Source organism: Agrobacterium sp. A3-95 (assembly GCF_053521785.1).
Window position 1 is genome coordinate 329,628 of record NZ_JBNWDR010000001.1, and the last position, 26,135, is coordinate 355,762.

The window sequence follows — 26,135 nt, forward strand, 5'->3', positions numbered from 1 at the left end:
GCAGGCCGGTGGCAGGCGCGTATCATCGCTGATTTGCCGGATATTGCCAAAATGTGATCGAAAACTGACGAAATTGTGCCCAAGCCTCATTTCACCTGTGGAGATTTGAAACTTGATCGGTGGTGAGGGGCACTCTACATCTTGGGTGCCGCCCACGCATTTTTCATACGAAAGCGAGTTTCCCTTGCCGATTTTCAAGAACCTGCCCGCCGCCCCGACCGCCGAAAAACGGCCTGTCCAGGATACGCATCACGGCATCACCCGCACCGATGACTACGCATGGTTCCGGGCCGATAACTGGCAGGCCATGTTCAAGGACCCTACCCTGCTCGACCCAGCCATCCGCGCCCATCTGGAGGCCGAGAACGCCTATATGGAAGCCGCAATGGGCGACACCAAGGCGCTTCAGGAAAAGCTGTTCGAGGAGATGAAAGGCCGGATCAAGCAGGATGATTCCTCTGTTCCGGTCAATGACGGGCCCTATGCCTATGGCACGCTGTTCGTGACCGGCGGCGAGCAACCGCATTATTTCCGCACCCCGCGTGATGGCGGCGAAAAGCACGTGCTGCTTGATGGCGACAGGGAAGCTGAAGGCAAGGATTATTTCCGTCTTGCCGGCCTCGACCAGTCTTCCGATCACAGTCACGGCATCTGGGGTTATGACGACAAGGGTTCGGAATATTTCACGCTGCGCATCCGTAATCTCGAAACCGGTGAAGACGTTGCCGATGTCGTGGAAAATACCGGCGGCGGCGGGGCATGGGCGCCTGACGGCAAGAGCTTCTTCTATACGCTGCAGGACGAAAACCACCGCCCCTCGAAGGTCTTCCACCACATCATCGGCGAGCCGCAGTCGGCCGACCGGCTGGTCTATGAGGAAAAGGACCCCGGCTTCTTCATGGGCGTTGGCGCGTCCGTGCTCGACGACTTCATCTTCATCGACATTCACGACCATGAGACCAGCGAATACCGCATTCTTTCCACCAAGGACCTGATGGCCGAGCCTGTCGTGGTTGCGGAGCGCGAGGAAGGTATCGAATATTCGATGTGCGAAGGCGGCGATGTCTTCTACATCCTCACCAATGACGGCGATGCCAAGGATTTCCGCATCATGGAAGCGCCGGTTACCGCGCCGGGCAAGGAAAACTGGAAGGAGGTCGTGCCGCATGAGCCGGGTCGCCTCATTCTCTCCGTCGATGCCTATGCCCGCCATCTGATCTGGCTGGAGCGCCGCGACGGCCTGCCGCGCATCGTTATCCGCGATCGCCGCACGGGCGAGGAACATTCCATCGCCTTTGCCGAGGAAGCCTATTCGCTTGGCCTGCATGGCGCTGCAGAGTACGACACCGATGTCATCCGCTTCTCCTACTCCTCGATGACGACGCCGAGCCAGTTGTTCGACTACAATATGGTGACGCGCGACCGCACGCTTCTGAAAACGCAGGAAGTGCCTTCCGGCCATAATCCCGACGATTACATTACCCGCCGCATCATGGCGCCTGCCCATGACGGCGAGTTGGTGCCGGTCTCGCTGCTTTACCGCAAGGATGTAGTGCTCGACGGTTCGGCCCCCTGCCTGCTTTATGGCTACGGCGCCTATGGCATCACCATCCCCGCTTCCTTCTCCACCACAACGCTGTCTTTGGCAGACCGTGGCTTCATCTATGCCATCGCCCACATTCGCGGCGGCAAGGACAAGGGTTTCGAGTGGTATGAAACCGGCAAGATGAAAGACAAACAGAACACGTTTAAGGATTTCATCGCGGCTGCCGATCATCTGGTCAAGGAAGGCTTTACCTCCTACGATCGCATTATCGCGGAAGGCGGTTCGGCAGGGGGAATGCTGATGGGCGCCGTCGCCAACATGGCCCCGGAAAAATTTGCCGGCATCATCGCTGCGGTTCCCTTCGTGGACGTGCTGACGACCATGCTTGATGACACGCTGCCGCTAACCCCGCCGGAATGGCCGGAATGGGGCAATCCGCTGGAATCGGAAGAGGAATATCAGTGGATCGCCGCCTACAGCCCCTATGACAATGTCGGGGAAAAGCCCTATCCGCCGCTGCTTGCGCTTTCCGGCCTCACCGACCCGCGCGTGACCTATTGGGAACCGACCAAATGGGTGGCGAAACTGCGCGAAAAGACGACGGGGGAAGCCCCGATCCTGCTCAAGACCAACATGGCGGCTGGCCATGGAGGCAAGTCGGGCCGTTTCCAGCGGCTGGAAGAAATTGCCTTCGAATATGCCTTCGCACTGAAGGTCGCGGGCAAGGACACCGTCTGACACGCTGAATGCAGAAACGGGCGGCGATCCAATCGTCGCCCGATCTTATTTTGGACGAAAATACCTGCAAAAATCTCGTTATTGAATATTTTTTCCACAAATTATCATACGCATCTTTTATTTAAATAACATCTTTATCGACATTGAATTTTTATTTCCAGTTGCTGCAACTCATAATATATCTTTCGCAAACGCAATTAATTCCCATGTATTACGCCACCGGAAAAAATGTTCCGGAAATCGAACGCATGGCTGCGTTGCGCCATTTCGCATTGCAATATCACTTTTCGGCCGTATTATCCGGGCCGTTGACATATTCATGCGCCTTTTCGCCGCCTTTCTCGCGGCAATCCTGCAGCACGTCTTGCGGATAATCTTATCGCCGGATTTTTTCGGCTTTTTCATGCGCCATGTCAGTTCGCCCTTGGCAATCCGGGCTTTGCAGTGCTCCCGCTTTGCCAACTGAAAACACTGCATCAGACTTGGAGGTCTCCCATGAAGAAACTCCTGGCCTCGACCATTCTCGTAACGGGCTTTACCATCGCTGCCGGTGCAGCAAATTCCGCCAACGCCGCAGAAACATGTGGCAGCGTCACCATCGCCGAAATGAACTGGGCGTCCGCCGGTGTTGCGGCTTACGTCGACAAGTTCATCATGGAAAACGGCTATGATTGCACGGTCAACGTCATCAGCGGCGACACCACTCCCACATTCACCTCCATGAATGAAAAGGGCCAGCCGGATATGGCGCCCGAAATGTGGGTGAATACCCTTGGCGCCCCCTATGAGGACGCCGTCAAGAAGGGCAACCTGATCCAGGAAAGCAAAATCCTGAGTGAAGGTGGCGTTGAAGGCTGGTGGATTCCCAAATATCTCGCCGACGAACACCCTGATATCAAGACAGTTGAGGACGCACTCAAGCATCCCGAGCTTTTCCCGGCGCCGGAAGACGCCAGCAAGGGTGCCGTGTTTGGCTGCCCGCCGGGCTGGGGCTGCCAGCCAACGACCGCCAACCTGTTCAAGGCACGCAAGGCCGATGAGAAGGGCTTCGCCCTGATCGATACCGGCTCCGCCGCGGGCCTCGATGGCTCGATCTCCAATGCCTATGAGAAAAAGCAGGGCTGGCTCGGCTATTACTGGTCCCCGACGGCCATTCTTGGCAAGTACGACATGGTGAAACTGGACGATGGCGTGGCACTCGACCGCGAGGCCTACGACAATTGCATCGCCAAGCCTGATTGCGCCGATCCCAAGCCAAACGCCTATCCGGTGGCAGAGGTATTCACTGTTGTCACCAAGGATTTCGCCGAGAAGGCCGGTCCTTCCATCGACTATATCCGCAAGCGGCAGTGGGACAACGAGACCGTCGCCAAGGTTCTGGCCTGGATGGATGAAAACCAGGGCACCAACGAAGACGGCGCGGAATATTTCCTCGAGAATAACGAGGATATCTGGACGAAGTGGGTTTCGCCCGAGGTGGCGGAGAAGATCAAGGCTTCGATGTAACGCATCCGCAGGAGGGAAAAGCTTGGGTTTGTATCCGTAGCTTACCCCCCTCTGCCCTGCCGGGCATCTCCCCCTCAAGGGGGGAGATCGACCTGCGGCAAGGCCTCGCTCCACTCCAACCTAGCGGATGAAGTGATGTGGCGCGTCTTGCCGATCTCCCCCCTTGAGGGGGAGATGTCCGGCAGGACAGAGGGGGGTGCCCGCACGCTCCAGCGACTCCATTGTCCCTCCCATTCATCCAAACCAAAGGGAAAACAAAAATAATGGCCCTCTGTAACTATCTGCCGGATATGCTGTGCAAGTTTCCGGCCATCGATAACGGCACGATGCGTGTGGCACGCAAGACCATCGATGACGGTTTTCGCGATATCGTGCGCAATTACGGCGATGCGATCGATGTGATCGTGCATCCGCTGCAGCTCTTTCTCAACTCCTCGGAGCGGCTGTTCATCCAGACCCCGTGGATCGTCACCATGCTGGTCATTCTGGCGATCGTGCATCTGGCCGGGCGCAGCTTCAAGATCACCGGTGGCACGGCCATCTCCCTGCTCATGATCGGCGCAGTCGGCCTCTGGCGCGACGCCATGACGACGCTTTCCATCGTCGCCATCGCCACGCTGATCGCCATCGTCATCGGCCTGCCGCTCGGCATTTTGATGGGACGCTCCGAACGGTTGCAGCGTATCATCAATCCCGTGCTCGACGTGATGCAGACCCTGCCAAGCTTCGTTTATCTCATCCCAGTGGTGGTGATTTTCGGCATCGGCAAGGTACCGGGCCTGATCGCAGTGGTGATCTACGCCATTCCGCCCGTCATCCGCCTGACCAGCCTCGGCATCCGCCTGGTAGACCGGGAAGTGCTGGAAGCCGCCGATGCCTTCGGCTCCTCCAACGGCCAGAAGCTGTTCAATGTGCAGCTGCCGCTGGCGTTGCCCACCATCATGACCGGCATCAACCAGACCATCATGATGGCACTCGCCATGGTCGTCGTCGCCTCCATGGTCGGCGTCGGCGGTCTCGGCAAGAATGTGCTGCAGGCCATCAACAACCAGTTTTTCACGGTGGGCTTCCTGAACGGTTTCGCTCTGGTCGCCATCGCCATCATGTTCGACCGGGCAAGCCAGGCTTTCGGCAAGCGCCTGCAGAAATACCGCGAGGTCTCCCATGGCTAAAAGCATCGAAATCAGGAATCTTTACAAGATCTTCGGCAAGCATCCCGAGAAGTACCTCGAAGCGGTGCGATCAGGCATGGACAAGGTCGAGCTGAACGACAAACACAACCATGTGCTTGGCCTCAACAACATCAACATCACCATGCCGGGCGGCAAGATCACCGTGGTCATGGGGCTTTCCGGTTCCGGCAAGTCGACGCTGATCCGCCACATCAACCGGCTGATCGACCCGACCGCAGGTGAAGTTCTCTACGACGGCGAGGACATTTGCGGCATGAGCACTTCGGCGCTGCGGAAATTCCGCCGTCACAAAACGGCGATGGTGTTCCAGAAATTCGGCCTCCTGCCGCATCGCACCGTGCTGGAAAACAGCGTCTACGGCCTCGATATTCAGGGCATGCCACGCAAGGACAGCGAAGAGAAAGGCCGTTACTGGCTGGATCGTGTCGGTCTTGCCGGCTATGAGGATTATTATCCGAACCAGCTTTCCGGCGGCATGCAGCAGCGTGTCGGCCTTGCCCGCGCGCTTGCCAACGATGCCGATATTCTCCTGATGGACGAGGCCTATTCGGCTCTCGATCCGCTGATCCGTGTCGATATGCAGACGATGCTGCTCGACCTTCAGCAGGAGCTGAAAAAGACTGTGGTGTTCATCACTCACGATCTGGATGAGGCTTTGCGGCTCGGCGACCACATTGCCATTCTGAAAGACGGCGAAGTGGTGCAGCAGGGCGACGGCCAGAGCATCATCCTTTCCCCTGCGGATGGTTACGTCACCGACTTCGTGCGCGACGTCAACCGCAGCCGCGTGCTTCAGGCGACCACCGTGATGGAACCGCTGACGGCGAAACCCGAGGGCATGTCGGTGCCGGAAAACGCGACACTGGAAACCATCGCTCGCGATATGTCGGAGGCGAACGAAACCAGCGCCCATGTGGTGGATGAAGACGGCAAGCCAGTCGGCGCCATCGGCCTCGACACGCTGGTGGCGGCGATGGTCACGCCGGCACCTCAGGAGACGGAGGCCGGGGTGGCAGTCGTGGAGGAAGCGGTAAAAATCCCGGAACCGGCGGCGCCTGCGGAAAAGGAAACTGCGTAATCCGGCACCAACAGGATTTGCCTTTCTTTCAGAGGACCGAAACAGCCCCAGCCCCGCTGCGCAAAAGACATCGGAGCTGCCTGGCGGCGTCCAAACTCTTTCGTCATACCGGCCTAGAGCCGGCATGACGGGAGTGGGGTGTTTGGCGCCAGAGTTTGAGCGGCACAACAGGGTCGCCATGGCGAGCACGACGCGAAGTGTGGGCAAGGCCGGCAATGCCCGCCTTCCCATCCAACCATGCAAAAACGAAGCACCCCTTTGCCACGTGTCAAGCCGGGAACGACATTGCAATGCAACAAGCGCAAGCTTCGGGCAAGCCGCCGCCGTTAACCATTTGTTAACTTTTGAACGCGGAATCACTGGCATGCAGATCGAAAGCAATATTGGCGGATACAATTATCAGGCTCGTGTCCGCGACATCGAAAAACCCGGCAGCGCGCAGAGCGCGCCCGAGGAACAGGCCGTTAAACGCGGCCCCGGCAACCCGACCGTTTCCAGCACCGTTCTTTCCCGTTCGCTGGCAAACGTGCTGTGGGCCGTCGGCAATGGCAGCGCGCCTGCCCACACGCAGGCTGCGACCTCCGCCGAGGACAAGGCAGAAGCGCAGGCCGAATGGGTGCGCAGCGCCTATTCCGAATACGAATAGTTAATTCCGATCAGGCTCTTGCCGGGCTGACCTCCACCGTTACATGTGAGAGTTCATGTATGGCTGCAAGCTTCTGCTTGTAGAAAGCCGGTGCCTTCGGCACCTGCGAGTGGATGGCGACAATGGCGGCGTGATGCCCCGGCCCCACCTGCCAGACGTGCAGGTCGGTGATGCGGTCTTCTTCCGTTTCCACGCTTTCACGGATTTCCTGCGGCAAGTCCTCCGTCAGCGGAACCGCATCCACCAGCGTCGTTGCCGTGGAGCGAATGAGTCCCCATGACCAGCGGGCAATCACCACACCGCCGACAATACCCATCAACGGATCGAGGAAGGACCAGCCGTTCCACTTGCCGAGCAGCAGCGCGACAATGGCGAGAACGGAAGTCAGCGCATCGGCGAGTACATGCAGATAGGCTGCGCGCAGATTATTGTCCCTGCCGCCCTTCGCTCCGTGCTCGCCGTGATGCGCGTGCGAGCCGTGATCGTGATGGGCGTGGCTGCCATGGCCGTGATGGGCATGCGAACCATGTGCGTGACCATGGCCATGGCCATGGCCATGGCCGTGATCGTGGTCATCCTTCAACAGCACGGCGCTGACGAGATTGACGGCAAGACCGATGAGGGCGACGAGGATCGCCTGATTGAAGTCGATCTGGACAGGATTGAAAAGCCGCATCGCACTTTCAACGGCGATGAGCAGCGCCACCACCGCCAGCACGATGGCGCTGGCAAAACCGGCGAGATCACCGAACTTGCCGGTGCCGAAGGTGAAGCGCGGATTGCGCGCCTCACGCCGGGCATAGAGATAGGCCAGCGCCGAGATGAGCATTGCGCCCGCATGGGTGGACATGTGCCAGCCATCCGCCGTCAGCGCCATGGAACCGAACCAGTGGCCGGCGACGATCTCCGCCACCATCATGACTGTGGTCAGCGCAATCACCATCCACACGCGCTTTTCATTGCGCTCATGGTTCCGGCCTAGGAAAACATGGTCGTGGCCGGACGCTGCGGAAAATTCGGATGTCGTCGTCATGTCGCTAATCCTGTTCGATCCTGGAATATTCTGTTTCACGCATGTCTTTTCCCAAAGCCGCGGACACTTTTGGGAGAGAGGTTAGCGGATGTAGGTCTTCAGCACCTGGGCCAGCTCTTCCGCCGCACGCACCCGCTCGTCTTCATTTTCGGCGTGCACGACGTGCTCATGCAGATGTTCTTGCATCACCTCCCCCGTCAGGCCGGAAAGCGCACCGCGCACCGAGGCCAGCAATTGCAGCACCTCGCCGCAGGGCTTGGAATCGTCCAGGGCACGCTCCACCGCCTCCATCTGCCCCTTGAGGCGACGGATGCGAGCGAGAAGCTTCTCCTTGTTGCGGATCGTATGGGACATGAGTACCTCATATACTATAGGGGGGTATACTATATTGCGATGTTTTTTGGTTCAAGCCCTGCGCGACGCAACCTTCGCGAATGTTTCGACCCCTAAAAATACCCCATGAAACTTAGGGGACTCAGTCATGACGACTATCGCAGCAACAACCAGCAGCTATTACGCAACTCCGGTCCGGACCCTTGAGCCGACAAAGACCAGGGAAACAAATGCAACCACCGAGGCCCTGCTGGAACTGACACGGGCGGCACACCGCGCGATTTCCAGCGCCGAGAGCGTTGCCGTTTCCGCCGCACCTGCCGCCGCCAGCGTTTCCGCCGGCCTTGCCGCAGCACTTTGGAACCTGGACAGCGGCGCACAGGCCAGAACCGAACCGGCGGTAGATATCGCCGCATCAGCGCAGCCTGACGCCGCCTCCAGCATCGAGACAGAAGTTCTCAAAGCCCTGGCGCAGGCACTCGGCGTGGAGGCCGCCGCCTGACACCCATTGAACGGCACGCTGAAAAGCTATATCTCTAGACACTAGAGCATCCGGTTCGTTCTTGTCCCGGCTGCTCTTGAGGATATGGAGAAGGCAATGCTGTCCATCGGTGAATTGTCCAAACGTACCGGCGTGAAGGTTCCGACGATCCGCTATTATGAGCAGATGGGCCTCATCCGCGAGGCAGATCGCTCGGAAGGCAACCAGCGCCGTTACGAAAAATCCGATCTCGAAAGGCTGGCTTTCATCCGCCATGCCCGCGATATTGGGCTCAATATCGACGCCATCAGAGAATTGATCGCGCTCAGCCAGCACCGGCAAATGCCGTGCGAGGGTGCGGACCGCATTGCCGCCGAACACCTCGCCCATGTGCGCGAAAAAATCACCAGCCTCAAAAAGCTCGAGCATGAGCTGGAACGTATCGTCTCCCATTGCCATGGTCATTCGATCGAGGATTGTTATGTCATCCGCGCGCTTTCCGACCATGGCATGTGCGAAGGGGAGCATTGATGCTGAAGAGCAGGCTTGACAGATTTCAGATTCGAGCGCATTGCATGGACATGATCAACGAACGCGCACCCATCTCCTGCTCGTACTTTTGGGCCTACCTGTAAAGGGCGGCTCGACAGATCATTTTGTCAACAAGCCGCCGTCAGGCGGCTTTGTTGTTTTTCAAGCGTCCTGACGGCACCGATAAAACCGAAGGACCAGAAAAATGACCGAAGATAGTTCCCTTACACTGGAAAGACCGCCCGTCGTCATCATTCGTGGCGCGCGCAAGACCGATTTGCCTGAGCTCAATGAGATGATCACCCTGCTTGCCACCTTTCATGGCGATGCGGCGGCGATTACGCCGGCAAAACTGGAACGCGACCTGTTCGGCCCGCTTCCCTGGGTGCATGGGCTGGTGGCGGAAGCCGACGGCGCATTGATCGGTTACGCCCTGATGCTGCCGCTCTACAGGGCGCAGGAAGGCCGCCGCGGGCTTGAGCTACACCATCTTTTCGTGCGTGACGGTCACCGCGGACATGGCACCGGCCAGCACCTGGTTTCCCGCGCCCGCGATATCGCCAAGCGCCTCGGTTGCGACTATCTTTCCGTCAGCGCCACGACCGGCAATGTCGCCGCGCATCGTTTCTACGAAAGCATGGATTTCGCGCCGCGCCCGGTCACCGGCATGCGCTACATGCAGTCTATCGCCTGATTGCAACCTTTGGAGACGGTCATGACACGGATTGCCATTGCGCTTGCGCAGGATTTTGCGGACTGGGAACCGGCGCTGCTTGCCGCCGCCGCGCGCGGCTATCTCGGCGTCGAGATCGTTTACGCAACCCCGGATGGCCGGCCCGTGGTTTCAATGGGCGGGCTCAACGTTACGCCCGACACATCCTATGATGCGCTTGATCCTGCTAACATCGATGCGCTCGTCATTCCCGGCGGTCTCAGCTGGGAAAAGGGAACGGCTGCCGATCTTGGCGGGCTGGTACAGCGGTTTCGCGAGAAGGGCCGTTTGGTTGCCGGCATCTGCGCGGCTGCCAGCGCGCTTGCAGGCACGGGCGCCCTTGATGACGTCGCCCATACCGGCAATTCGCTCGCCTCTCACAAGGCCTATCCGTCCTATCGCGGCGAAGCGCTCTATCGCGACCAGCCGAAGGCGGTCAGCGATGGCGGCATCGTAACCGCAGCCGGCAGGCACCCGTCAGTTTCGCAGTGGAAATTCTGAAACACCTCGGCCTCTTTGGTCCGGAAGCCGAGGCGGAACTTCAGGTTTTCGCGGCGGAGCACCGGTGAGGCTCACCTTGGTGTCGGGAGTTTTGCGGATCCTCTCATCGTCATTCCTGTGCTTGTCACTGGAATGAGGGTGGTGGAGAAGTTAAGCCGCGAGACCATCACAAATCACCCCTGATCAAGCACCCGGCAGACACGGGGCACGACATCCCCGCCCTCCCCCGCAATCGCACGGCGGATATCGCGGCTGTTGAGATGCAGACTGCGACCGGCCGGTAAAGCCGAGCGTTTTATCTTGGCAAGGGCTGCGGCCGTAAAGGCAGCCTCATTCTCATGAAAATAGGCGAGCGCCGCTTCCCGTTCCGGGCTGACGACGAGGACTGCCTTGAAGGCAAGGCGGTGCACGGCGCAGAAAGCGCCGTGACCGGGAACGGCAAAACGCAGCGCGTCGAGTTCCTCACTCCATTCGGCTGCGTCCTTCATGGATTTAAGCCTGCTGGAAGCGCTTCAGGAAAAACGCGCTCAATGTTCCGAGCAAGGCCCAGAAGACAAAGCTGGTCACGGTGGCGGCGACGATGAACTGTCGTTCCAGCGGCAGCGGTGCCAGCGCATGTTCACCTTCCGGCGGCAGGGGCGCGCCCACCACATGTGGAGCAACGATCAACACCAGTGCGAGCACGATTGCCCAGGGTTCGCGGCGGAATGCGATCAGCGCGATGCCGCCTGCGGTCGCCGCAACCGTCGAAAGCCACCAGATTTGACGCGCCTCAAGCGCGGCCGCCGGGCTGCCCGGCAGTTCCGGCGGCAGGCCGATCATCGGCGCAAGCATGACGGCGGCAAAACCGGCCACACCCCACAAAAGGCCTTCGCGCCAGCCGGCATTGGTGCCGCGCAGCGAGATGAGGCCGGTGAGCACCAGCGCATAACCGATGGCGGTCAGCACGTTGGCGGCGACCGTATAGGCGGTGCGCTCGAAGCCGTCGGCCGGAGACCAGGCTTCCTCATTATGCTCGTGCGCGGGAACGGCAGCGCCGGTCGTGGCCGGAGCATCGTGGCTGTGGGGCGCTTCGCCACCGGCATTTTCATAGGTTTCCGCCTTCAGGATCAGCGGCGTGGTGCCGAAAGCCTGCATGGCCGAAACGGCGAAGCCGCCAACGATGCCGACGAGGACGGCGGTAAAAACGATATTGCGAAAGAACGACATGCTTCCCCCCTCAATGGCAAGGGAAAGCATTGGCATGACGCGTGTCATGCGCGGCGTTGTGAACGGCTTCCACATGCGAAAAGCCGACAAAACCGACGACGAACAGGCCAAGCACGATCGCCGTCAGCGATTGCGCGAAGCTGCCCGTTTTTGCTGAAACGGCGGCATTTGCCGTATTCTGGTTGATGGACATGGTGACCCCTCTTACGGCGCGACCCCGCGCCTTTAGACGCGGCGGAACGGCAAACGCCGTGCAGCCGCATGCGATACACTTCACCACGGGGATACGAGACTGACACAGGGCGGCACGTTCAAGCGCCACCACCCTGAAATTCCGCTCTTCCGGACACCCCGCCGGCATGGACATTTCCGTGATGGCAGGTCTCCTGGCTTACGGGTCAAAACCTGAAACACCTTCCCGGCATTGCCCTCGCCCATATCCGGCGAGATGCTTACCAGTGGCATTTCGTTTCAGGCTCTCCGCTCACAGTTGCGGGGGCAGCCACGAATGAGGATGTCTCCCTATCGTGTTCCCTTTTCACCTTCCGGAACGCCCGGAAGGAACCATCACAGGATCGTTATCCGATGGGTGCGGGTGCGAGTCAATGGCAGGCCGGCGTGAGAATTGCGCGCCGTGGCTGGATGCCGGATCAAGTCCGGCATGACGGCAAAGGGCTACCGTGCCGGGATGGCCTTCAGATAGGCGGCGATCGCATTGCGGTCTTCGGCCGTCAGATGCGCCATGTTCTGCTGCACCTTGACCATGGAGCCGCCGACGCTGTCGAATTCCGGGGTGAAGCCGGTTTCCAGATAGTTGGCAATATCGGCCGCCTCCCAGCTTCCGACGCTCTGCGAGCCGGGGGTAATATCGGGAATGCGGCCCTCGCCTTCGGGATTGGGACCACCGGCCAGCCATTTGCCATCGAGAAAACCGCCAAGCGCATTGCGCGGCGTGTGACATTCGCCGCAATGGCCCGGGCCTTCCACCAGATATTGGCCGCGCAGCAATTCGGCATTGGCATCGGCAAGCTCGACGCGGGGTGGCGCGGATGTATCGAAATAGAGGAATTTCCAGCCGCCCAATGCCATGCGCATGTTGAAGGGGAACGGCAGTTCATGATCCGGCGCGTCATTCTGGCTGGCGGGCAGAACCCGCAAATAACCGAAGAGATCGTTGATGTCCTTTTGCGTCATGCGGGCATAGGAGGCGTAAGGGAAGGACGGGTAGAGATGTTCGCCGTTCTTGCCGACGCCGCGCGTCATCGCATCGCCGAATTCCGAAAGCGTCCAGCCGCCAATGCCATGCTGCGGATCGGAGGAAATATTGGGCACATGGAAGGTGCCGAAGGGGCTTTTCAACGCTTGCCCGCCCGAAAGCGTCAAAAGCGCATCGCCCTTGGCATCTGGTGCCGCATGGCAACTTGCGCAGCCGCCCGCCCAGAACAGCGTTTCGCCATTGGCAAGGTCCGGCTCGCCAAGGCTCACCCAGTGGCTGGGTGCCTGACGCACAGGCGCGGTGACCCAGGCGAAAATGCCGAAACCGGCAATGGCCGCCACCGCGATCCCGCCCGCGAGCTTCGTCCAAATGGAGGCCATGACCCCTCTCCCCATTATCACCTGATGAGATCAGGCATCATTCCCGCTGAAAAAAACGCCGCCGGGAAGCGGCGTTCTTAATAGGATCACTTCTTCAGACGGTAGGTCTGGTGGCACGCACCACAATCGGCACCGAGGGTCTGCATGGCGGCGGTGACGCCTGCCTGATCGGCGGGAAGGCTGGCGAGGACCTTGTCCGCATCGGCACCGAGCTTGGCGGCCTTGGACTTGAAGTCATCGAAATTTTCCCAGATCGCGGGTGCCGCAGCACTGCCGGTCTCGCTGCCCGGGGGAAACTGGTCGGGGAAAGCCTTGGCGTTGGTGCTGATGGTCGTCACGGCAGCCTTTACGGCTTCGGCGTCATAAGGCTTCTGGCCCTTGGAGATGGCAGCAAGCGCCCCCATGGAGCCGCCGATCTGCTTCATCATGCCTTCACGTTTTTCGACTTCGCCGGCAGCGTAGACCGCTCCGGCGCAAAGACAGCCGAAAAGCATGGCCGCCGCGATGGTTTTCAGTTTCATACACTCTCTCCTTGATTCCGGCAGATGCCGAACGCGCGATAACGGCGCGAGGATGCCCTTTCCGCATGGCGAAAAGAAGTCACATTGCAGTGAATTTCCCCAAGAAAACAGAAGTCTAGGAGAGTGCTTCCCAAAGCGTAACCAGGGCTGCGGCAATCAGCATGAAACCGGCGGCGCGGCCGATGAAAATCGTCGCGGCAGGCGAGGAAACGAGCCATGCCCGGCTTTTATCCGCCGTCAGCGCCAGAGCGCCATAGACCGTGAACTGCGTGATGGCCACCATCGCGCCCATTACCAGCCCCTGCATCCAGATTGGACCATAGTCGGGTTTGAGGAATTGCGGATAGATCGCCATCATGAAGAGATAGGCTTTCGGATTGGAAAGGCAGGTGAGCACGGCCCGCCAGAACGCCTTTCTGACAGAGGCGCTCGCCTGCGCCTCATCGCCATTGACGGTGATAGCGCTGCGCATCAGGCCGACGCCGATCCAGACCATGTAAGCGGCGCCGGCGACCAGCAGCGGCAGGAACAGCGACGGCATCCAGGCGGCAAGCATGCCGACGCCCAATGCACCGTAAAGTGAATGCACCATGCCGCCGGCGCTCATGCCACTTGCGGCGGAAAGCCCGGTTCTTTTGCCACCCGTCAACGCACTTGCCAGCACGAACAGCATATCCATTCCCGGCAGGATGATGATGCCGAACAGGACCAGAAAGAAAAGCCAGAGATTTTCGGCGTAACTCATGTCAGTATCTCCCAAAACAGTTTTCGACACATTCGGGAAAACTCATGTTTCTCAATGTGTTTTGCTGCTTATAGGAAAAGCCAACTGACAGCGTTGTGTCAGTTGCGTTGGGAAACCACCGGGAAAAACGGCAATGCGCAAGGCATCGAGACTGTTCGAGATCATCCAGATCCTGCGGGTGGCGCGCAGGCCGGTCACCGCGCAGACCATTGCCGAGGCACTGGAAGTCACGGTGCGCTCGGTCTATCGCGATATTTCGGCCCTTCAGACCATGCGCGTGCCGATCGAAGGCGAACGCGGCGTCGGTTACATCCTGCGTCCCGGCTTCAACCTGCCGCCGCTGATGTTTTCCATCGAGGAGACGGAGGCGATCGTGCTTGCGCTCGCCATGGTCGCGCGCACGGGCGATACCGAATTGCGGCAGGCGGCCAAAAAGGTCAGCGACAAGATTGCGGCATCCCTGCCCGAACCCCTGTCGAAAACCCTGTCGGCCAATGCCCTGCACGCCTGGGGCAGCATCGCGCCCTCACCCGCCGGCGTCGATCTTGCCATGGTCAGGCGGGCGGTGCGCGACGAGGAGCGGTTGGACATAACCTATGGCGATGAAACCGGCGTGGAGACCCGGCGACAGATCCGGCCCATCGCCATGATCTATTATTCGGAGACGACCAATATCGTCGCCTGGTGCGAGCTCAGGCAAGCGATCCGCAATTTCCGCTCCGACCGCGTTCTGACCTGCAAGACAACCGGCAGCTTTTTCAAGATGGAAGGCGAAAGGTTGCGGCAATTGTGGATGAGCGGCTGGCAGAGCAATCAGCTTGGGACTTCGGAACGAACGACGAATCAAGCCGGCGCGTAAAAGCAACTGATTTAGCGCGTCTTTCAACCTTCGTTCTGTGTCGGTGCCCCCGTCTCAACCGCCATTCCTGTGACAGTAATGACGGTTGAGAGGGTGGTGCTGACTTCAAAGCACGGCAGCGTTATGCCGCAAATGCTCCAGCACCCTGTCGTCCTCCCGCCCGAAACCGCGGATGACGATTCGGTCGGCAAACACATCGGCAATGGCGAAGGTGTTCTGGTCGGGCGTATCCACCATGCCCTTGAAGTTGACGAAGTGAGTGTTGCCCTGCACCCCGTAATTGCCCTCATGATTATGGCCGCTGAACCATGCGACGACCGAAGGGTGTACATCAAGAAGATCGAGGATTCGAGGCGCGTCCCACATATTATGGGCGTTGTTCGGATAGACCGGATAGTGGCAGAGAATGACCACTTTTTCACCCGCCGCATCCGCCTTTTGCAGAACGGTCCGCAGCCATTCGAACTGTTCGTCGCTGAGCGACGCATTCCAGTCCTGCGCATTGATCGCACCCACCTCTTGCAGGCGCCTCAGACGCTCTTGCGCCAGCGTGCGGCGCGGATCGCCGGGCGGCGGGGCAAACAAGCTGACCTCGCTGCCGTCAAGCACCACGAAACGTATCTCACCGATAGTGAAATCGTGCCAGGGCGACGCCATGCCGAGGCGGGCATGGATGGCGGAGAGGTGTTCGGCGGCAACGGCGAAATCGTGATTTCCCGGCAGCATCACCGAAGGGTGGCGAAGCTGCTCGTAGACGCCAAGGATCGCATCGAAATTTTCAAAACCGCGATCGATGATATCGCCCAGCGTTACCACGAAGGCCAGTTCCTCGCGATTGAAGGCGTCGATCGCTTCGCCAAGCTTTTTCGGGCTTTCGGCATAATACCGGCCCATATCCGGGCGGGGTTCGGCATCGGCATATTGGGGATCGGCAACAATGCCGAATGAGAAGAGCGGTGTGGTTTTTTCAGTCATGATGCGCCGCGATAAACCGGGCGGATGACAGGCTTGTGACAAATGGAAGCGACACGCTGAATTATCGACCTCAAAAGCAGAACACCCGGCCTTTGGGGGGCCGGGTGCTCAAAAAATTACAATCCGCAAAACTTACTTGGAAGCGGCTTCGTAACGCTCCAGGACGTAGTCCCAGTTGATGAGGTTGTCGACGAAGGCTTCGAGGTACTTCGGACGCAGGTTGCGGTAGTCGATGTAGTAGGAGTGTTCCCACACGTCGACGCCAAGGATCGGTTCTGCGCCATGAACCAGCGGGTTTTCGCCGTTCGGGGTCTTGGAGATTTCGAGCTTGCCGTTCTTGACGGAAACCCATGCCCAGCCGGAGCCGAACTGCGTGGTGCCGGCAGCGATGAAATCAGCCTTGAACTTGTCGTAACCGCCGAGATCGGAGGCGAATGCCTGTTCCAGCTTGCCCGGCAGCTTGTTGCCGCCGCCGTCCTTCTTCAGCCACTTCCAGAAATGGACGTGGTTGTAATGCTGGGCAGCATTGTTGAAGAGACCAGCATTGGTGCCAAAGGACTTCTTCACGACTTCCTCAAGCGAAAGGTCGGAAAGACCGGCTTCCGCCGCCAGCTTGTTGCCGTTGTCGACATATGCCTTGTGGTGCTTGTCGTGATGGAACTCGAGCGTCTCGCGCGACATGTATGGTGCAAGCGCGTCGTAGTCGTAGGGGAGTTCAGGAAGTTCGAAGGCCATGGTTTTTACTCCTTTTTGCAGCGGGTTACCGCTCCTAGAAACCGTGTGAGCGGACCATAGGAGCGAACCTCTGTTTGGGCAACCTGTGAAATATCAAAATGTTCCGACAAAAGAGAAAATTCCTCTCAAGCCAGCCTCCACCACATTTGTTTCACAACCCTGGCGTACTGTTTTCCACCCTATCGGTTCGCTTTTGATGAAATTGCAGGAAGGAAATTCCATGACCCGCTCCATGATCCATCGCGCGCTGCTTCTCGCCGCCTTCTCCTCGCTGGCGCTACCCGCCGTCGCATCGTCTGACGATGCGTGGAAGGAATTCGTGGCGGATGTGCAGACGGCGTGCCTTGGCGCCGGCAAAGACATGATCGAGGACGCCAAGGTGGTGGTCGATCCGGTGGGCAGCGAGAATTATGGTCTCGCCGTCCTCACCGGCAAGGCCAAGGGCGCGGATGCGACGATCAGCCATATCTGCGTTTACGACAAGAAGACCAAGGCCGTCGAACTCGGCAGCGAGCTTGCCGGCGATACGCTGAAGGTTGAAATCCCCGGCTCCACCAAGCCCTGAGGTTTCAGAAACGGGGCGTGGTGTCGCCATCGCCCAGCGCGCGCTGCATCAGCACCGTGTCCAGCCACTGGCCGTGTTTCCAGCCGATGGACTTGAATGTGCCGACATGCTCGAAACCGGCGGCGCGGTGCACACCGATGGAGGCGGCGTTGGCGCTATCGCCGATGACCGCAATCATCTGCCGGAAGCCGCGCGAAGTCGCATCCTCGATCAGCGCATCGAGCAGCTTGCGGCCAATTCCCATGCCCTTCATGGCCGGATCGATATAAACGGAATTCTCCACAGCAGCACCATAGGCCGGGCGCGGACGATAGGCGCCGGCATAGGCATATCCGGCTACCTTTCCGTCGATTTCGGCGACGAGATAGGAGTAGTTGCCTTCTACCAGCAGTCGGCGGCGCTCAAGCATCATATCCACGCTTGGCGGATCGATCTCGAAGCTGGCGCGGCCATGCAGCACGGCATCCCGGTAGATTTCGGTAATGGCTGGAATATCCGCCTCCTCGCAGGGGCGGATGGTAAGGCTGGAAATTGTGGGAAGGGTCATTCTCGTGTCCTGTGGTCATTCACGGCATTATTGTGCATTGCGGCTCAGTCAAAATAAAGATTATCTGTCTTATACAAACGATAAGGTTTTCTTTGATGATGGACCTCGATCTGCGGCAGGTGCGCAGCTTCATGGATGTCGCCGATCTCGGCAGCTTTTCCGCCGCAGCCGATAAGGCGGGGCTGACGCAGCCGGCCATCAGCCTGCACATCCGGCTGCTGGAAAAGCAGCTCGGTGTGCGGCTGATCGAACGGGTCGGCAGGCGCGCGCAGCCGACGGCGGCGGGCCGGGACTTTCTCATCCATGCAAGACGGATTGCGGAAGAAGTGGCGCATGCCATCGATACCGTAGCCCCTCATCGCAGCGGCGTGACGGGACGCCTGCGCATCGGCACGGGCGCCACCGCCTGCATCTATCTTCTGCCGCCAGTGCTGGGCAAAATCCGCCAGGTGATGCCGGGGATAGACATCGTCGTGCAGACCGGCAATACCCACGATATACTGAGGCTTCTCGAAGCCAATACGATCGATGCGGCGGTGGTGGCCCTGCCGGCCAGCGGCCGCAGCCTCGATATCAGCGACATCCATCTCGATGAACTGGTTGCGGTGTTCCCGCTTGGCACCATCAGCGACGCAACAATCCTGAATGCCGAGACGCTTTCGACACAGCCATTGCTGCTTTACGAGGGCGGCAATACGCGCAAGCTCGTGGATCAATGGTTTTCGGCAAGCGGCCGCACCGTTCAACCCGCCATGGAACTGGGCAGCGTCGAGGCCATCAAGAAACTGGCGGGCGCGGGCCTTGGCCTTGCCATCGTGCCACGCATGGCGATGGAGCATGAAGGTGCTGCATCGGGGCTTGAATGGCGCTCGCTCGAGCCGCCGCTCGAACGGCGGATCGCCCTTGCCCTCAGACGCGACAAGCACATGACCGCGCCACTAAGGGCGCTCGCTGCTGCATTGCCAAACCTACAGAAACGATGAAGCCCGCGTCGATTTCGGACGCGGGCTTCGATCTGTTGGTGCTTGCGACTTTTTGTTTCGTCATGCCGGACTGGATTCGGCATCCAGCCACGGCGCGTCTGCGCCGTGAGAAGAGTCGTACGCGATCAGAGACTTGACCGCGCTGGACCCCGAAGCCAAAGGCAATCTCGTCCTCAGAACTCAGTCCAGTCATCACCCTTCACGGCCAGCGCGGCATTGCCACGCGAAGCGGTGACCGGGCGGGATCTGGACGGCTGGGAGACAGGTGCACGTGCGGGGCTTGCCTCTCGCATGTGCCTTGCCGTCTCGCGCAATGCGGAGGTCTGCTGACCGAGCTGGAATTGCGCCAACAAAGCCTGGAGATTGGCACATTCCTGCGCAAGACCCGCACCGGCCGCATTCATTTCCTCGACCATCGCGGCGTTCTGCTGCGTAGCCTGATCCATGTGGTTGACGGCGGTGTTGACCTCGGAGAGACCGGCCGACTGTTCCTGCGCCGCGGTGGCGATGGCGTCCATATGGGTGTTGACGGAAAGTACGAGCTGCTCGATCTCGGAAAGCCCGACGCCAGTATCGGCGACAAGCTTCACGCCTTCACCCACCGCAACGGCTGACGTGTTGATGAGCTGCTTGATTTCCTTGGCGGCCTTGGCGGAACGCTGGGCCAGTTCGCGCACTTCCTGTGCAACGACTGCAAAACCCTTGCCCGCATCGCCCGCCCGCGCCGCCTCGACGCCCGCATTCAGCGCCAGAAGGTTGGTCTGGAAGGCGATTTCGTCAATAACACCGATGATCTGGCCGATCTGGCGCGAGGAATGCTCGATGCGTTCCATGGCGGAAACGGCATCGCGCACCACCTTGCCGGAAAGATCGGCCTTTGCCCTTGCCTCACGCACCGTGTCGCGCGCATCGCTTGCCCGCTTGGAAGTGGCCGAAACATTGGCGGTGATCTCTTCCAGCGCGGCAGCGGTCTCTTCCAGAGAGGCAGCCTGCTGCTCCGTGCGGCGGGAAAGATCGTCGGATGCCGACGAAACCTCGTGAGCGCCGCCATTTACCGTCTGCACGGACTGGCCGACACTTGTCAGCGCTTCGCGCAGTTGAACGACGGAGCTGTTGAAATCGTGCCGCAGCGCCTCGAATTGCGGTGCGAACGGCGTGGCGATCTCGCAGACCATGTCGCCGGAAGCGAGACGACGAAGACCGCCCGCCAGCGAACCCGTGGCCTGATTGAGCCGTTCTTCGGCCTCGGCCTCGGCGCGCTGCTGCAACTCGATACGGTCCCGCTCGGCCCGCTCGCGGTTGGCCAGGGCTTCGGATTCCAGCTGCCTGTTGCGGATTGCCGCCTCGCGGAAGATTTCCACCGCGCGGGCCATCTCGCCGATCTCGTCGCCGCGTTTTGCGCCGGCGACATCGATCGAAAGATTGCCGCCCGAAAGCTCCATCATCGCGTTGGTCAGGCGGCTAATCGGCCGTGTGACGCGGCCGACGATGACAGCAAGCGAGAGGATACAGAGCGCCAGCGTCGCAATGAAGACGACGAGATAGATCATCGCATCGATGAAGGCGTCCTGTTTGGCCTGTGCGGCATTTGCGTCCAGAACATCCATGGCGGCAGAAGCGATTTTCGCAATCGTGCCGAGGTTTTCGGTGACGGTGGTGCGCCAGCTGTCCATGGTGAAGGCAGGCGTGCGACCATTCATGAGATCGTCGATGAGCTTGGCGCGCTGCGTGCTGAAATCGCCCTTGAAGTAAGTCTTGTCCGCCGTGGCGTAGATATCCTTGAGCGATTGCGGCGTCGATTCATGCGTAACCAGATCGCCGGTCGCTTTCCAGGCGAAAGCCGCACCGGCATCGAATGCGCCGAGTTGCTGCATCTCCTGCGCCGTCAGTGGACGGTTCTGGGCAACGGCAGCGTTGAGAATGACGGTGGCGCTGCCGCCAAGGGCACGGGCAGACCAGCCGTAAGAGCGCAACTGGATCAAACCGGTCTGACCCTGATCGAGAGAGCGAACAGTGCCTTCAAGCGCCGTCGAGCCCGCCTCGAGCGAGGCGAGGAAATCGCCGCCGAGCGCCATGACCGTCTTGTCGAGCCCGCCTTCGCGCCGGTCGAGCGGCAGCGAAACATTGGCGTCAACCTTCTTTCGCAATTCGACGAACTGCGCGTAGACATCTTTCACGCGCTTCAGCGGTGCCTGAAGCTGCGTGTCTTCAAGCGACGAAGATTGCGTGAGGAATGCCGTCATGGCAGCATCCACCTTCTGGCGTGCGGCCTGCACGCTGGCGACGCTGCCCGTCGATTTCGACGGATCGAGCGTCAGTGCCGTGGCGCTGTCGCCGCGTTCACTGCGGAAATTCAAAAGAGCGTTGAAAAGAAGCTTGTCGAGCGAGACGAGTTGCGCAACCTCTGAAAAGGTGCCGGCGCGATTGGCCGACCGCCACAACTCGTTGCCGACCAAACCGGCCAGCGCGAGGCTGATGGTAAGAAAAAATCCTACAAGTACATTACGAATGCTGAAAGACATCTGGCGGCCCTCGTTAGCCGGAAGGGAAGATGCTGCAAACTACGGGTGGTTTGTCTAAAATTGGATTAAATTCCCCTCAGTTTTCGCGGGAAAATACTGCACTGCAAAAACAAAAGGCCACGGCAAGCCGAACGCCTGCCATGGCCCTGATCGAAATACCTGTCAGCTTTGCCCACCAGACAGAAAATCACATTCGATTTTCGTCCGTAACGATGCGCAGATTAAAGAGACTCAGAGCGTCCGGCAGGACGCACAGCGCTCTAGACGTCTGCGCCGAGACGTGCCCAATCCATGTAAAGATCGAGCGCCTTGCGGGCAACCGGACCTGCCTGCAATGCGCGGTCATCCAGTTTCACAACAGGGGAAACCTTGGAATAATTGCCCGAGCAGAAGATTTCATCGGCCCCGCGGAAATCCTCGACCGACAGGGTCGCTTCGCGCACTTCGAAACCGGCCTGGCGCAGAAGGCCCATCACCCGCGAACGGGTGATGCCGGCAAGGAAGGTGCGGTTCGGAACCGGGGTGAAGACGACGCCGTCCTTGACCATGAAGACGTTGGACGATGCCGATTCAGCGACATTGCCGTTCATGTCGCACATCAGGGCGTTGTCGAAACCGCGTGCACGGGCTTCCAGAATGGCGCGGCCGCTATTGGGGTAAAGGCTACCGGCCTTGGCATCCGTCATCGCGGTTTCCGGTGAAGGACGGCGCAGCGGCGAGACGGTGAGTGTCAGCGATGCGCCGGCATTCATCGGCGCTTCGAAAAGGCACAGCGCAAAACGGGTGGAATTGGCATCGGGCGCGACGACGCTGCCCGGCGAACCGTGTTCTGCCCAATACATCGGCTTGATGTAGATTTCAGTCTTGCCGTCGAATCTATTGACGCCTTCCAGCGCCAATGCCTCGATCTCTTCCGCCGTCATGGTCGGCTTCATGCCCATGTTGATGGCCGAGCGGTTGACGCGCTGGCAATGCAGATCGAGATCGGGAGCCACGCCATCGAACCAGCGCGCGCCGTCAAACACCGTGGAGGCCAGCCACATGGCATGCGAGGTCGGGCCGATGAGCGGCGGATTGCCGGGCAGCCATTGACCATCAACATAGGTCCAGGTGGTTGATCGGGGTGCGGTATCGACGGTCATGACTGTCTCCTGTCTTGAGCATCTCCGCCTTTCTGCAAAAAGCGAAAGAGCTCCATCTTTTTCGTCCTGCCACATTGCCGCACGCAAAACCGCTTCGCATTTTCGGTGGCAATGCTCTGAAATCGGCGGGAGTGAATGCCTCTGACCGGGTGAGGTCAAGTTTTAATTGCCACCATGTCTTATTTTGACGGAAAATAACAAATGCATGCCCTGACAAAGACGTTTTGTGAGGCGAAACAAAAGGTTGATGAATAGATCCATCACAATAATTCATGCGTTGGATGATGGCGGGGGGATTTCGCCCATGCGATGCTGGCAGTCTGACGGCGCTTGCAACGCCCCTTACCATTCTTGTTCGCCGATCCGAATGCAACACGTCAGCAGGAGAAAATCATGGCATGGTCCGCCCAGCAATATCTGAAATTTGAAGACGAGCGGACACGCCCGGCAAGGGATCTTCTGGCGCAGGTGCCGCTGGAGCGCGTGCTGAACGGTTACGATCTGGGCTGCGGCCCGGGCAATTCCACCGAGCTTTTGACCGATCGTTACGGCGTCAACGTCATCACCGGCATCGACAGCGACGACGACATGCTGGAAAAGGCGGCGGACCGACTGCCCAACACCCGTTTCGGCAAGGCCGATCTCGGCAACTGGCGGCCCAGCCAGAAGGCGGACCTGCTTTATGCTAATGCGGTGTTCCAATGGGTGCCGGATCATCTTGCCGTTCTTTCGCAGCTGATGGATCAGCTGGAAAGCGGCGGCGTTCTTGCCGTGCAGATGCCTGACAATCTGCAGGAGCCGACACATCGCGCCATGGAGGAAACGGGAGCAGACGGCCCCTGGAAGGACAAGTTTGCGGATGGCAGATTACGCCGCAAACCCCTGCCCGCGCCATCAGCCTATTTCGATGCGCTGACACCGAAATCCGCGCGGGTGGATGTGTGGCACACCATCTACAACCACCCCATGAAGGATGCGGAAAGCATTGTGGAATGGGTGAAGGGCACGGGTCTGCGCCCCTATCTTGCCGCCGCCGGCGAGGAACACCGCGAGGCTTTCCTCAACGACTATACTAGGCGCATCGCCGCCGCCTATCCGCCCATGGCAGACGGCCGGCTGCTGTTGCGTTTTCCGCGCCTGTTCGTGGTGGCGGTGAAGAAGTAGCGTAGTTTTCGCCTCCCCTCATTTCCTGTGCCTGTCACAGGGATGAGGGGAGCTTAGAGTACGACATGGCTACGACACTATTTAGCCAATCGGCCTCAACGCATTATCTCTAACCCGCGAAGGCGTAGACCCTCAGACGATGGCCGTCGGGGTCGGCCGCAGTGAATGTGTAGCCGAAGTCCATCGTGCCGGGCTGCTGCAAAATGGCGATGCCCTTTGTCTTCCAGTCGGCGAAGGCTTCATCCACCTGCGCATCACTTTCGACGCGAAAGGCAAGCTCGCCGCCACCGCCCCCGACCGATGCCTTCGGCTCCACCGTATGCCTTGACCAGAGGCCGAGCTTCATGCCGTTTTGAAGCACGAAAAGGGAGAATGTCGGAGAGGCTTCGACCGGCTCTGCGTGAAGCAGGGCTTTATAAAATTCCGTGCTGGCCGGCGGGTTGTCGACGTAGAGAATGGTGAAATCGGGGTGGGTCATGGCTGTTCTCCTTGAGTTGCGGATGAACAGGTTCTAGACCCCCGTGCTGTCAGTTTTTGTCAGCATGATTTTGTTGCCGTCGCTTTTTTTCCCGCTCGCGCCAGTCCTTCAGCAGGGAATGGCGGCGGCGGGGATAACGCTTGTCCAGAGGATTGAAGCTCTCGATGCGGTCGGCCCGGAAACTGCGGAAATCCTGCCGCGTCTCGCACCATGCCAGCACCACCCGCACCAGATCGAAAAAAGCGAGCGCGAAGGGCCAGATCACCCGCTCCGTCAATTCTCCCTTCTCGTCGCGATAGGTCATCACGACCTTGCTCTCCTTGCGAATAATATCGCGAATGGCGGCGAGATCGACGTGGATGGTGGCCATGGCCTGCCCGGGTCCGACAAGCAGGGTGGAATTATCTAGCTCCTCACGCAGGGCATCGGGCAAAACGGCGGCGATCTTGACGAGTGCGGCGCGGGCGGCCTGCGCCAACCCCTCATCGGCACGGCCCGCGACCCATCGCGACCCGAGCACAAGCGCCTCGATCTCCTGCTGCGAAAACATCAGCGGCGGCAGCAAAAAACCGGGACGCAGCACATAACCCACACCCGCCTCGCCCTCGATGTCAGCACCCTGCGCCTGAAGCGTTGCTATATCGCGGTAAAGCGTGCGCAGGCTGACGCCGGTTTGCGCGGCCAGCGCCATACCGCTGACCGGCATGCGGTGGGCGCGCAGGATCTGCAACAGATCAAGAAGCCGTTGTGAGCGCGACACGCGTGGTTCCTCCACATTCCGATCATGCCATCTACGACGTTTCGCCATCGACTGGTAGCCTCGCGCACAGCGCCTCGCAATGGCGAGACGCTTGAAACCAATGGCGCTGACACCAGTTAATAAAAGACCGCTTCCCCATCCGGCAGTCCTTGCCGGCCATGTTTGCAATAAACAGGAGAGACATGCATGTATGACGTCAACGCGAATGGCGCGAACATTCCCGCCCTCGGTTTCGGCACCTTCCGCATTCCGGAAGAGGATATCAGGCGCATTTTGCCGGAGGCGCTGAAACTTGGTTTCCGCCATGTCGATACGGCGCAGATCTACAAGAATGAAGGTGCGGTTGGCGAAGTGATCGCAAAGTCCGGCATTTCCCGGCACGATATTTTCCTGACCACCAAGGTCTGGGTGGACCGCTACCGCCACGCTGATTTTCTCGCCTCCGTCGATGAAAGCCTGCAAAAGCTGAAGACGGATTATGTCGATCTCCTGCTGCTGCACTGGCCGAAAAGCGATGTGCCGCTGGCGGAAAGGATCGGCGCGCTGAACGACGTGCGCAAGGCCGGAAAGGTGCGCAATATCGGCATTTCCAACTTCAACGTGGCGCTGACGGAAGAGGCGGTCAAACTCTCCGACACGCCGCTTGCCACCAACCAGATCGAATACCATCCCTATCTGGACCAGACGAAGGTGATTGCGGCCGCGCGCAAACACGGGCTTTCGGTCACTGCCTATTATCTGATGGCGGATGGTAAGGTGCCCGATGATTCGGTTCTGAAGGATATTGGTGCAAGGCACGGCAAGACGGCCGCACAGGTGGCGCTGCGCTGGGCGGTGCAGCAGCCGGATGTCGTGGCGCTTTCCAAGACCGCAACCGAAGGCCGCCTCAAGGAGAATTTCGACATTTTCGATTTTGCGCTCTCGGAAGAGGAAATGCAGGCGATCCACGCGCTTGCCAAACCCGATGGCCGCATCGTCAACCCCGGTCACCTCGCGCCCGACTGGGACGATTGACTGCGTTGAGCCCGGTCCGGTC

At 59.5% G+C, this 26,135-nt stretch carries 28 protein-coding genes, 1 pseudogene and 1 riboswitch; of the genes and pseudogenes, 14 read left to right on the plus strand and 15 right to left on the minus strand.

Features of this window, described 5'->3' with window-relative positions; all coding sequences use genetic code 11:
* The first annotated feature begins 184 nt into the window (after nucleotides 1–184).
* The 5 genes from ACQZ5Y_RS01690 (at nucleotide 185) to ACQZ5Y_RS01710 (ending at nucleotide 6,707) form a co-directional block, all read left to right on the plus strand.
* The gene (locus ACQZ5Y_RS01690) at nucleotides 185–2,284 is read left to right on the plus strand and encodes a S9 family peptidase (RefSeq protein WP_174049260.1); all 2,100 of its coding nucleotides are present in this window, start codon (nucleotides 185–187) and stop codon (nucleotides 2,282–2,284) included.
* A gap of 495 nt (nucleotides 2,285–2,779) precedes the next feature.
* The gene (locus ACQZ5Y_RS01695) at nucleotides 2,780–3,790 is read left to right on the plus strand and encodes an ABC transporter substrate-binding protein (RefSeq protein ID WP_019564115.1); all 1,011 of its coding nucleotides are present in this window, start codon (nucleotides 2,780–2,782) and stop codon (nucleotides 3,788–3,790) included.
* 263 nt (nucleotides 3,791–4,053) lie between these two features.
* Complete coding sequence (locus ACQZ5Y_RS01700) at nucleotides 4,054–4,962, plus strand: ABC transporter permease (protein WP_003511991.1); 909 nt, start codon at nucleotides 4,054–4,056, stop codon at nucleotides 4,960–4,962.
* Nucleotides 4,955–6,061: a quaternary amine ABC transporter ATP-binding protein gene (locus tag ACQZ5Y_RS01705; protein ID WP_174049259.1), complete on the plus strand. Its 1,107-nt coding sequence runs from the start codon at nucleotides 4,955–4,957 to the stop codon at nucleotides 6,059–6,061. The genes ACQZ5Y_RS01700 and ACQZ5Y_RS01705 overlap by 8 nt, the downstream gene beginning before the upstream one ends.
* A 364-nt stretch (nucleotides 6,062–6,425) precedes the next feature.
* Complete coding sequence (locus ACQZ5Y_RS01710) at nucleotides 6,426–6,707, plus strand: hypothetical protein (protein WP_003511987.1); 282 nt, start codon at nucleotides 6,426–6,428, stop codon at nucleotides 6,705–6,707.
* 10 nt (nucleotides 6,708–6,717) lie between these two features.
* On the opposite strand, the gene dmeF is transcribed toward ACQZ5Y_RS01710, so the two are convergent.
* Nucleotides 6,718–7,740, minus strand: a complete 1,023-nt coding sequence (gene dmeF, locus ACQZ5Y_RS01715; RefSeq protein ID WP_174049258.1) for a CDF family Co(II)/Ni(II) efflux transporter DmeF — start codon at nucleotides 7,738–7,740, stop codon at nucleotides 6,718–6,720.
* Nucleotides 7,741–7,821: 81 nt separating this feature from the next.
* Nucleotides 7,822–8,094: a Ni(II)/Co(II)-sensing transcriptional repressor DmeR gene (dmeR, locus tag ACQZ5Y_RS01720; protein WP_174049257.1), complete on the minus strand. Its 273-nt coding sequence runs from the start codon at nucleotides 8,092–8,094 to the stop codon at nucleotides 7,822–7,824.
* Nucleotides 8,095–8,221: 127 nt separating this feature from the next.
* On the opposite strand from dmeR, the gene ACQZ5Y_RS01725 reads away from it, so the two are divergent.
* From ACQZ5Y_RS01725 to ACQZ5Y_RS01740, 4 genes and pseudogenes are all read left to right on the plus strand, one after another.
* Nucleotides 8,222–8,575 carry a hypothetical protein gene (locus ACQZ5Y_RS01725; RefSeq protein WP_025592769.1) on the plus strand — a complete coding sequence of 118 codons (354 nt, stop codon included), beginning with the start codon at nucleotides 8,222–8,224 and terminating at the stop codon, nucleotides 8,573–8,575.
* Between the two features lie 96 nt (nucleotides 8,576–8,671).
* Nucleotides 8,672–9,085 (plus strand): MerR family transcriptional regulator, encoded by a 414-nt coding sequence (locus ACQZ5Y_RS01730; protein WP_003511977.1) that lies wholly within the window; start codon nucleotides 8,672–8,674, stop codon nucleotides 9,083–9,085.
* Nucleotides 9,086–9,290: 205 nt separating this feature from the next.
* The gene (locus tag ACQZ5Y_RS01735; protein WP_003511975.1) at nucleotides 9,291–9,779 is read left to right on the plus strand and encodes a GNAT family N-acetyltransferase; all 489 of its coding nucleotides are present in this window, start codon (nucleotides 9,291–9,293) and stop codon (nucleotides 9,777–9,779) included.
* Nucleotides 9,780–9,800: 21 nt separating this feature from the next.
* Nucleotides 9,801–10,366: pseudogene (locus ACQZ5Y_RS01740) on the plus strand (type 1 glutamine amidotransferase family protein).
* 105 nt (nucleotides 10,367–10,471) lie between these two features.
* Here the strand turns inward: ACQZ5Y_RS01740 and ACQZ5Y_RS01745 are convergent.
* The 6 genes from ACQZ5Y_RS01745 to ACQZ5Y_RS01770 all read right to left on the minus strand — a co-directional run bounded on the left by ACQZ5Y_RS01745 (nucleotide 10,472) and on the right by ACQZ5Y_RS01770 (nucleotide 14,369).
* Nucleotides 10,472–10,786 carry a hypothetical protein gene (locus ACQZ5Y_RS01745; RefSeq protein WP_174049256.1) on the minus strand — a complete coding sequence of 105 codons (315 nt, stop codon included), beginning with the start codon at nucleotides 10,784–10,786 and terminating at the stop codon, nucleotides 10,472–10,474.
* A gap of 4 nt (nucleotides 10,787–10,790) precedes the next feature.
* Nucleotides 10,791–11,507: a CbtA family protein gene (locus ACQZ5Y_RS01750; RefSeq protein WP_035197988.1), complete on the minus strand. Its 717-nt coding sequence runs from the start codon at nucleotides 11,505–11,507 to the stop codon at nucleotides 10,791–10,793.
* A gap of 10 nt (nucleotides 11,508–11,517) precedes the next feature.
* Nucleotides 11,518–11,700, minus strand: coding sequence for a CbtB domain-containing protein (locus ACQZ5Y_RS01755; protein ID WP_003494386.1), 183 nt, complete (start codon nucleotides 11,698–11,700; stop codon nucleotides 11,518–11,520).
* 166 nt (nucleotides 11,701–11,866) lie between these two features.
* A riboswitch (cobalamin riboswitch) is annotated at nucleotides 11,867–12,091 on the minus strand.
* Between the two features lie 91 nt (nucleotides 12,092–12,182).
* Nucleotides 12,183–13,103: a c-type cytochrome gene (locus ACQZ5Y_RS01760; protein ID WP_003511962.1), complete on the minus strand. Its 921-nt coding sequence runs from the start codon at nucleotides 13,101–13,103 to the stop codon at nucleotides 12,183–12,185.
* Nucleotides 13,104–13,189: 86 nt separating this feature from the next.
* Nucleotides 13,190–13,624 carry a c-type cytochrome gene (locus ACQZ5Y_RS01765; RefSeq protein WP_025592760.1) on the minus strand — a complete coding sequence of 145 codons (435 nt, stop codon included), beginning with the start codon at nucleotides 13,622–13,624 and terminating at the stop codon, nucleotides 13,190–13,192.
* Nucleotides 13,625–13,739: 115 nt separating this feature from the next.
* Nucleotides 13,740–14,369: a LysE family translocator gene (locus ACQZ5Y_RS01770; RefSeq protein ID WP_003511960.1), complete on the minus strand. Its 630-nt coding sequence runs from the start codon at nucleotides 14,367–14,369 to the stop codon at nucleotides 13,740–13,742.
* Nucleotides 14,370–14,502: 133 nt separating this feature from the next.
* On the opposite strand from ACQZ5Y_RS01770, the gene ACQZ5Y_RS01775 reads away from it, so the two are divergent.
* The gene (locus tag ACQZ5Y_RS01775; protein ID WP_174049255.1) at nucleotides 14,503–15,228 is read left to right on the plus strand and encodes a helix-turn-helix transcriptional regulator; all 726 of its coding nucleotides are present in this window, start codon (nucleotides 14,503–14,505) and stop codon (nucleotides 15,226–15,228) included.
* Nucleotides 15,229–15,333: 105 nt separating this feature from the next.
* On the opposite strand, the gene ACQZ5Y_RS01780 is transcribed toward ACQZ5Y_RS01775, so the two are convergent.
* Entirely contained in the window at nucleotides 15,334–16,203 is an 870-nt protein-coding gene (locus tag ACQZ5Y_RS01780; RefSeq protein ID WP_174049254.1) for a metallophosphoesterase, read from the minus strand.
* Between the two features lie 132 nt (nucleotides 16,204–16,335).
* Nucleotides 16,336–16,938 carry a superoxide dismutase gene (locus ACQZ5Y_RS01785; RefSeq protein WP_003511955.1) on the minus strand — a complete coding sequence of 201 codons (603 nt, stop codon included), beginning with the start codon at nucleotides 16,936–16,938 and terminating at the stop codon, nucleotides 16,336–16,338.
* 220 nt (nucleotides 16,939–17,158) lie between these two features.
* Between ACQZ5Y_RS01785 and ACQZ5Y_RS01790 the strand changes: the two genes are divergently transcribed.
* The gene (locus ACQZ5Y_RS01790; RefSeq protein ID WP_205756756.1) at nucleotides 17,159–17,503 is read left to right on the plus strand and encodes a hypothetical protein; all 345 of its coding nucleotides are present in this window, start codon (nucleotides 17,159–17,161) and stop codon (nucleotides 17,501–17,503) included.
* 4 nt (nucleotides 17,504–17,507) lie between these two features.
* Here ACQZ5Y_RS01790 and ACQZ5Y_RS01795 read toward each other — a convergent pair whose 3' ends face one another.
* Entirely contained in the window at nucleotides 17,508–18,050 is a 543-nt protein-coding gene (locus tag ACQZ5Y_RS01795) for a GNAT family N-acetyltransferase (protein ID WP_003511952.1), read from the minus strand.
* Nucleotides 18,051–18,145: 95 nt separating this feature from the next.
* Here ACQZ5Y_RS01795 and ACQZ5Y_RS01800 point away from each other — a divergent pair, with 95 nt between their 5' ends.
* Nucleotides 18,146–19,033 (plus strand): LysR family transcriptional regulator, encoded by an 888-nt coding sequence (locus ACQZ5Y_RS01800; RefSeq protein WP_065661254.1) that lies wholly within the window; start codon nucleotides 18,146–18,148, stop codon nucleotides 19,031–19,033.
* Nucleotides 19,034–19,206: 173 nt separating this feature from the next.
* Here the strand turns inward: ACQZ5Y_RS01800 and ACQZ5Y_RS01805 are convergent, their stop codons facing one another.
* Both ACQZ5Y_RS01805 and ACQZ5Y_RS01810 read right to left on the minus strand, forming a co-directional pair.
* On the minus strand, nucleotides 19,207–21,555 hold the full coding sequence (locus ACQZ5Y_RS01805; protein ID WP_080799137.1) for a methyl-accepting chemotaxis protein: 2,349 nt from the start codon (nucleotides 21,553–21,555) through the stop codon (nucleotides 19,207–19,209).
* Nucleotides 21,556–21,815: 260 nt separating this feature from the next.
* Nucleotides 21,816–22,697 carry a branched-chain amino acid aminotransferase gene (locus ACQZ5Y_RS01810; RefSeq protein WP_174049253.1) on the minus strand — a complete coding sequence of 294 codons (882 nt, stop codon included), beginning with the start codon at nucleotides 22,695–22,697 and terminating at the stop codon, nucleotides 21,816–21,818.
* Between the two features lie 393 nt (nucleotides 22,698–23,090).
* Between ACQZ5Y_RS01810 and tam the strand changes: the two genes are divergently transcribed.
* A complete protein-coding gene (gene tam, locus ACQZ5Y_RS01815) occupies nucleotides 23,091–23,861 on the plus strand; it encodes a trans-aconitate 2-methyltransferase (RefSeq protein ID WP_003511945.1) in 771 nt (256 codons plus the stop codon).
* 109 nt (nucleotides 23,862–23,970) lie between these two features.
* Here tam and ACQZ5Y_RS01820 read toward each other — a convergent pair whose 3' ends face one another.
* Nucleotides 23,971–24,339 (minus strand): VOC family protein, encoded by a 369-nt coding sequence (locus ACQZ5Y_RS01820; protein ID WP_025592744.1) that lies wholly within the window; start codon nucleotides 24,337–24,339, stop codon nucleotides 23,971–23,973.
* A gap of 49 nt (nucleotides 24,340–24,388) precedes the next feature.
* Nucleotides 24,389–25,099, minus strand: coding sequence for a helix-turn-helix transcriptional regulator (locus ACQZ5Y_RS01825; protein WP_112155235.1), 711 nt, complete (start codon nucleotides 25,097–25,099; stop codon nucleotides 24,389–24,391).
* Between the two features lie 186 nt (nucleotides 25,100–25,285).
* On the opposite strand from ACQZ5Y_RS01825, the gene ACQZ5Y_RS01830 reads away from it, so the two are divergent.
* Nucleotides 25,286–26,113 carry an aldo/keto reductase gene (locus ACQZ5Y_RS01830; RefSeq protein ID WP_111803556.1) on the plus strand — a complete coding sequence of 276 codons (828 nt, stop codon included), beginning with the start codon at nucleotides 25,286–25,288 and terminating at the stop codon, nucleotides 26,111–26,113.
* Nucleotides 26,114–26,135 lie beyond the last annotated feature (22 nt).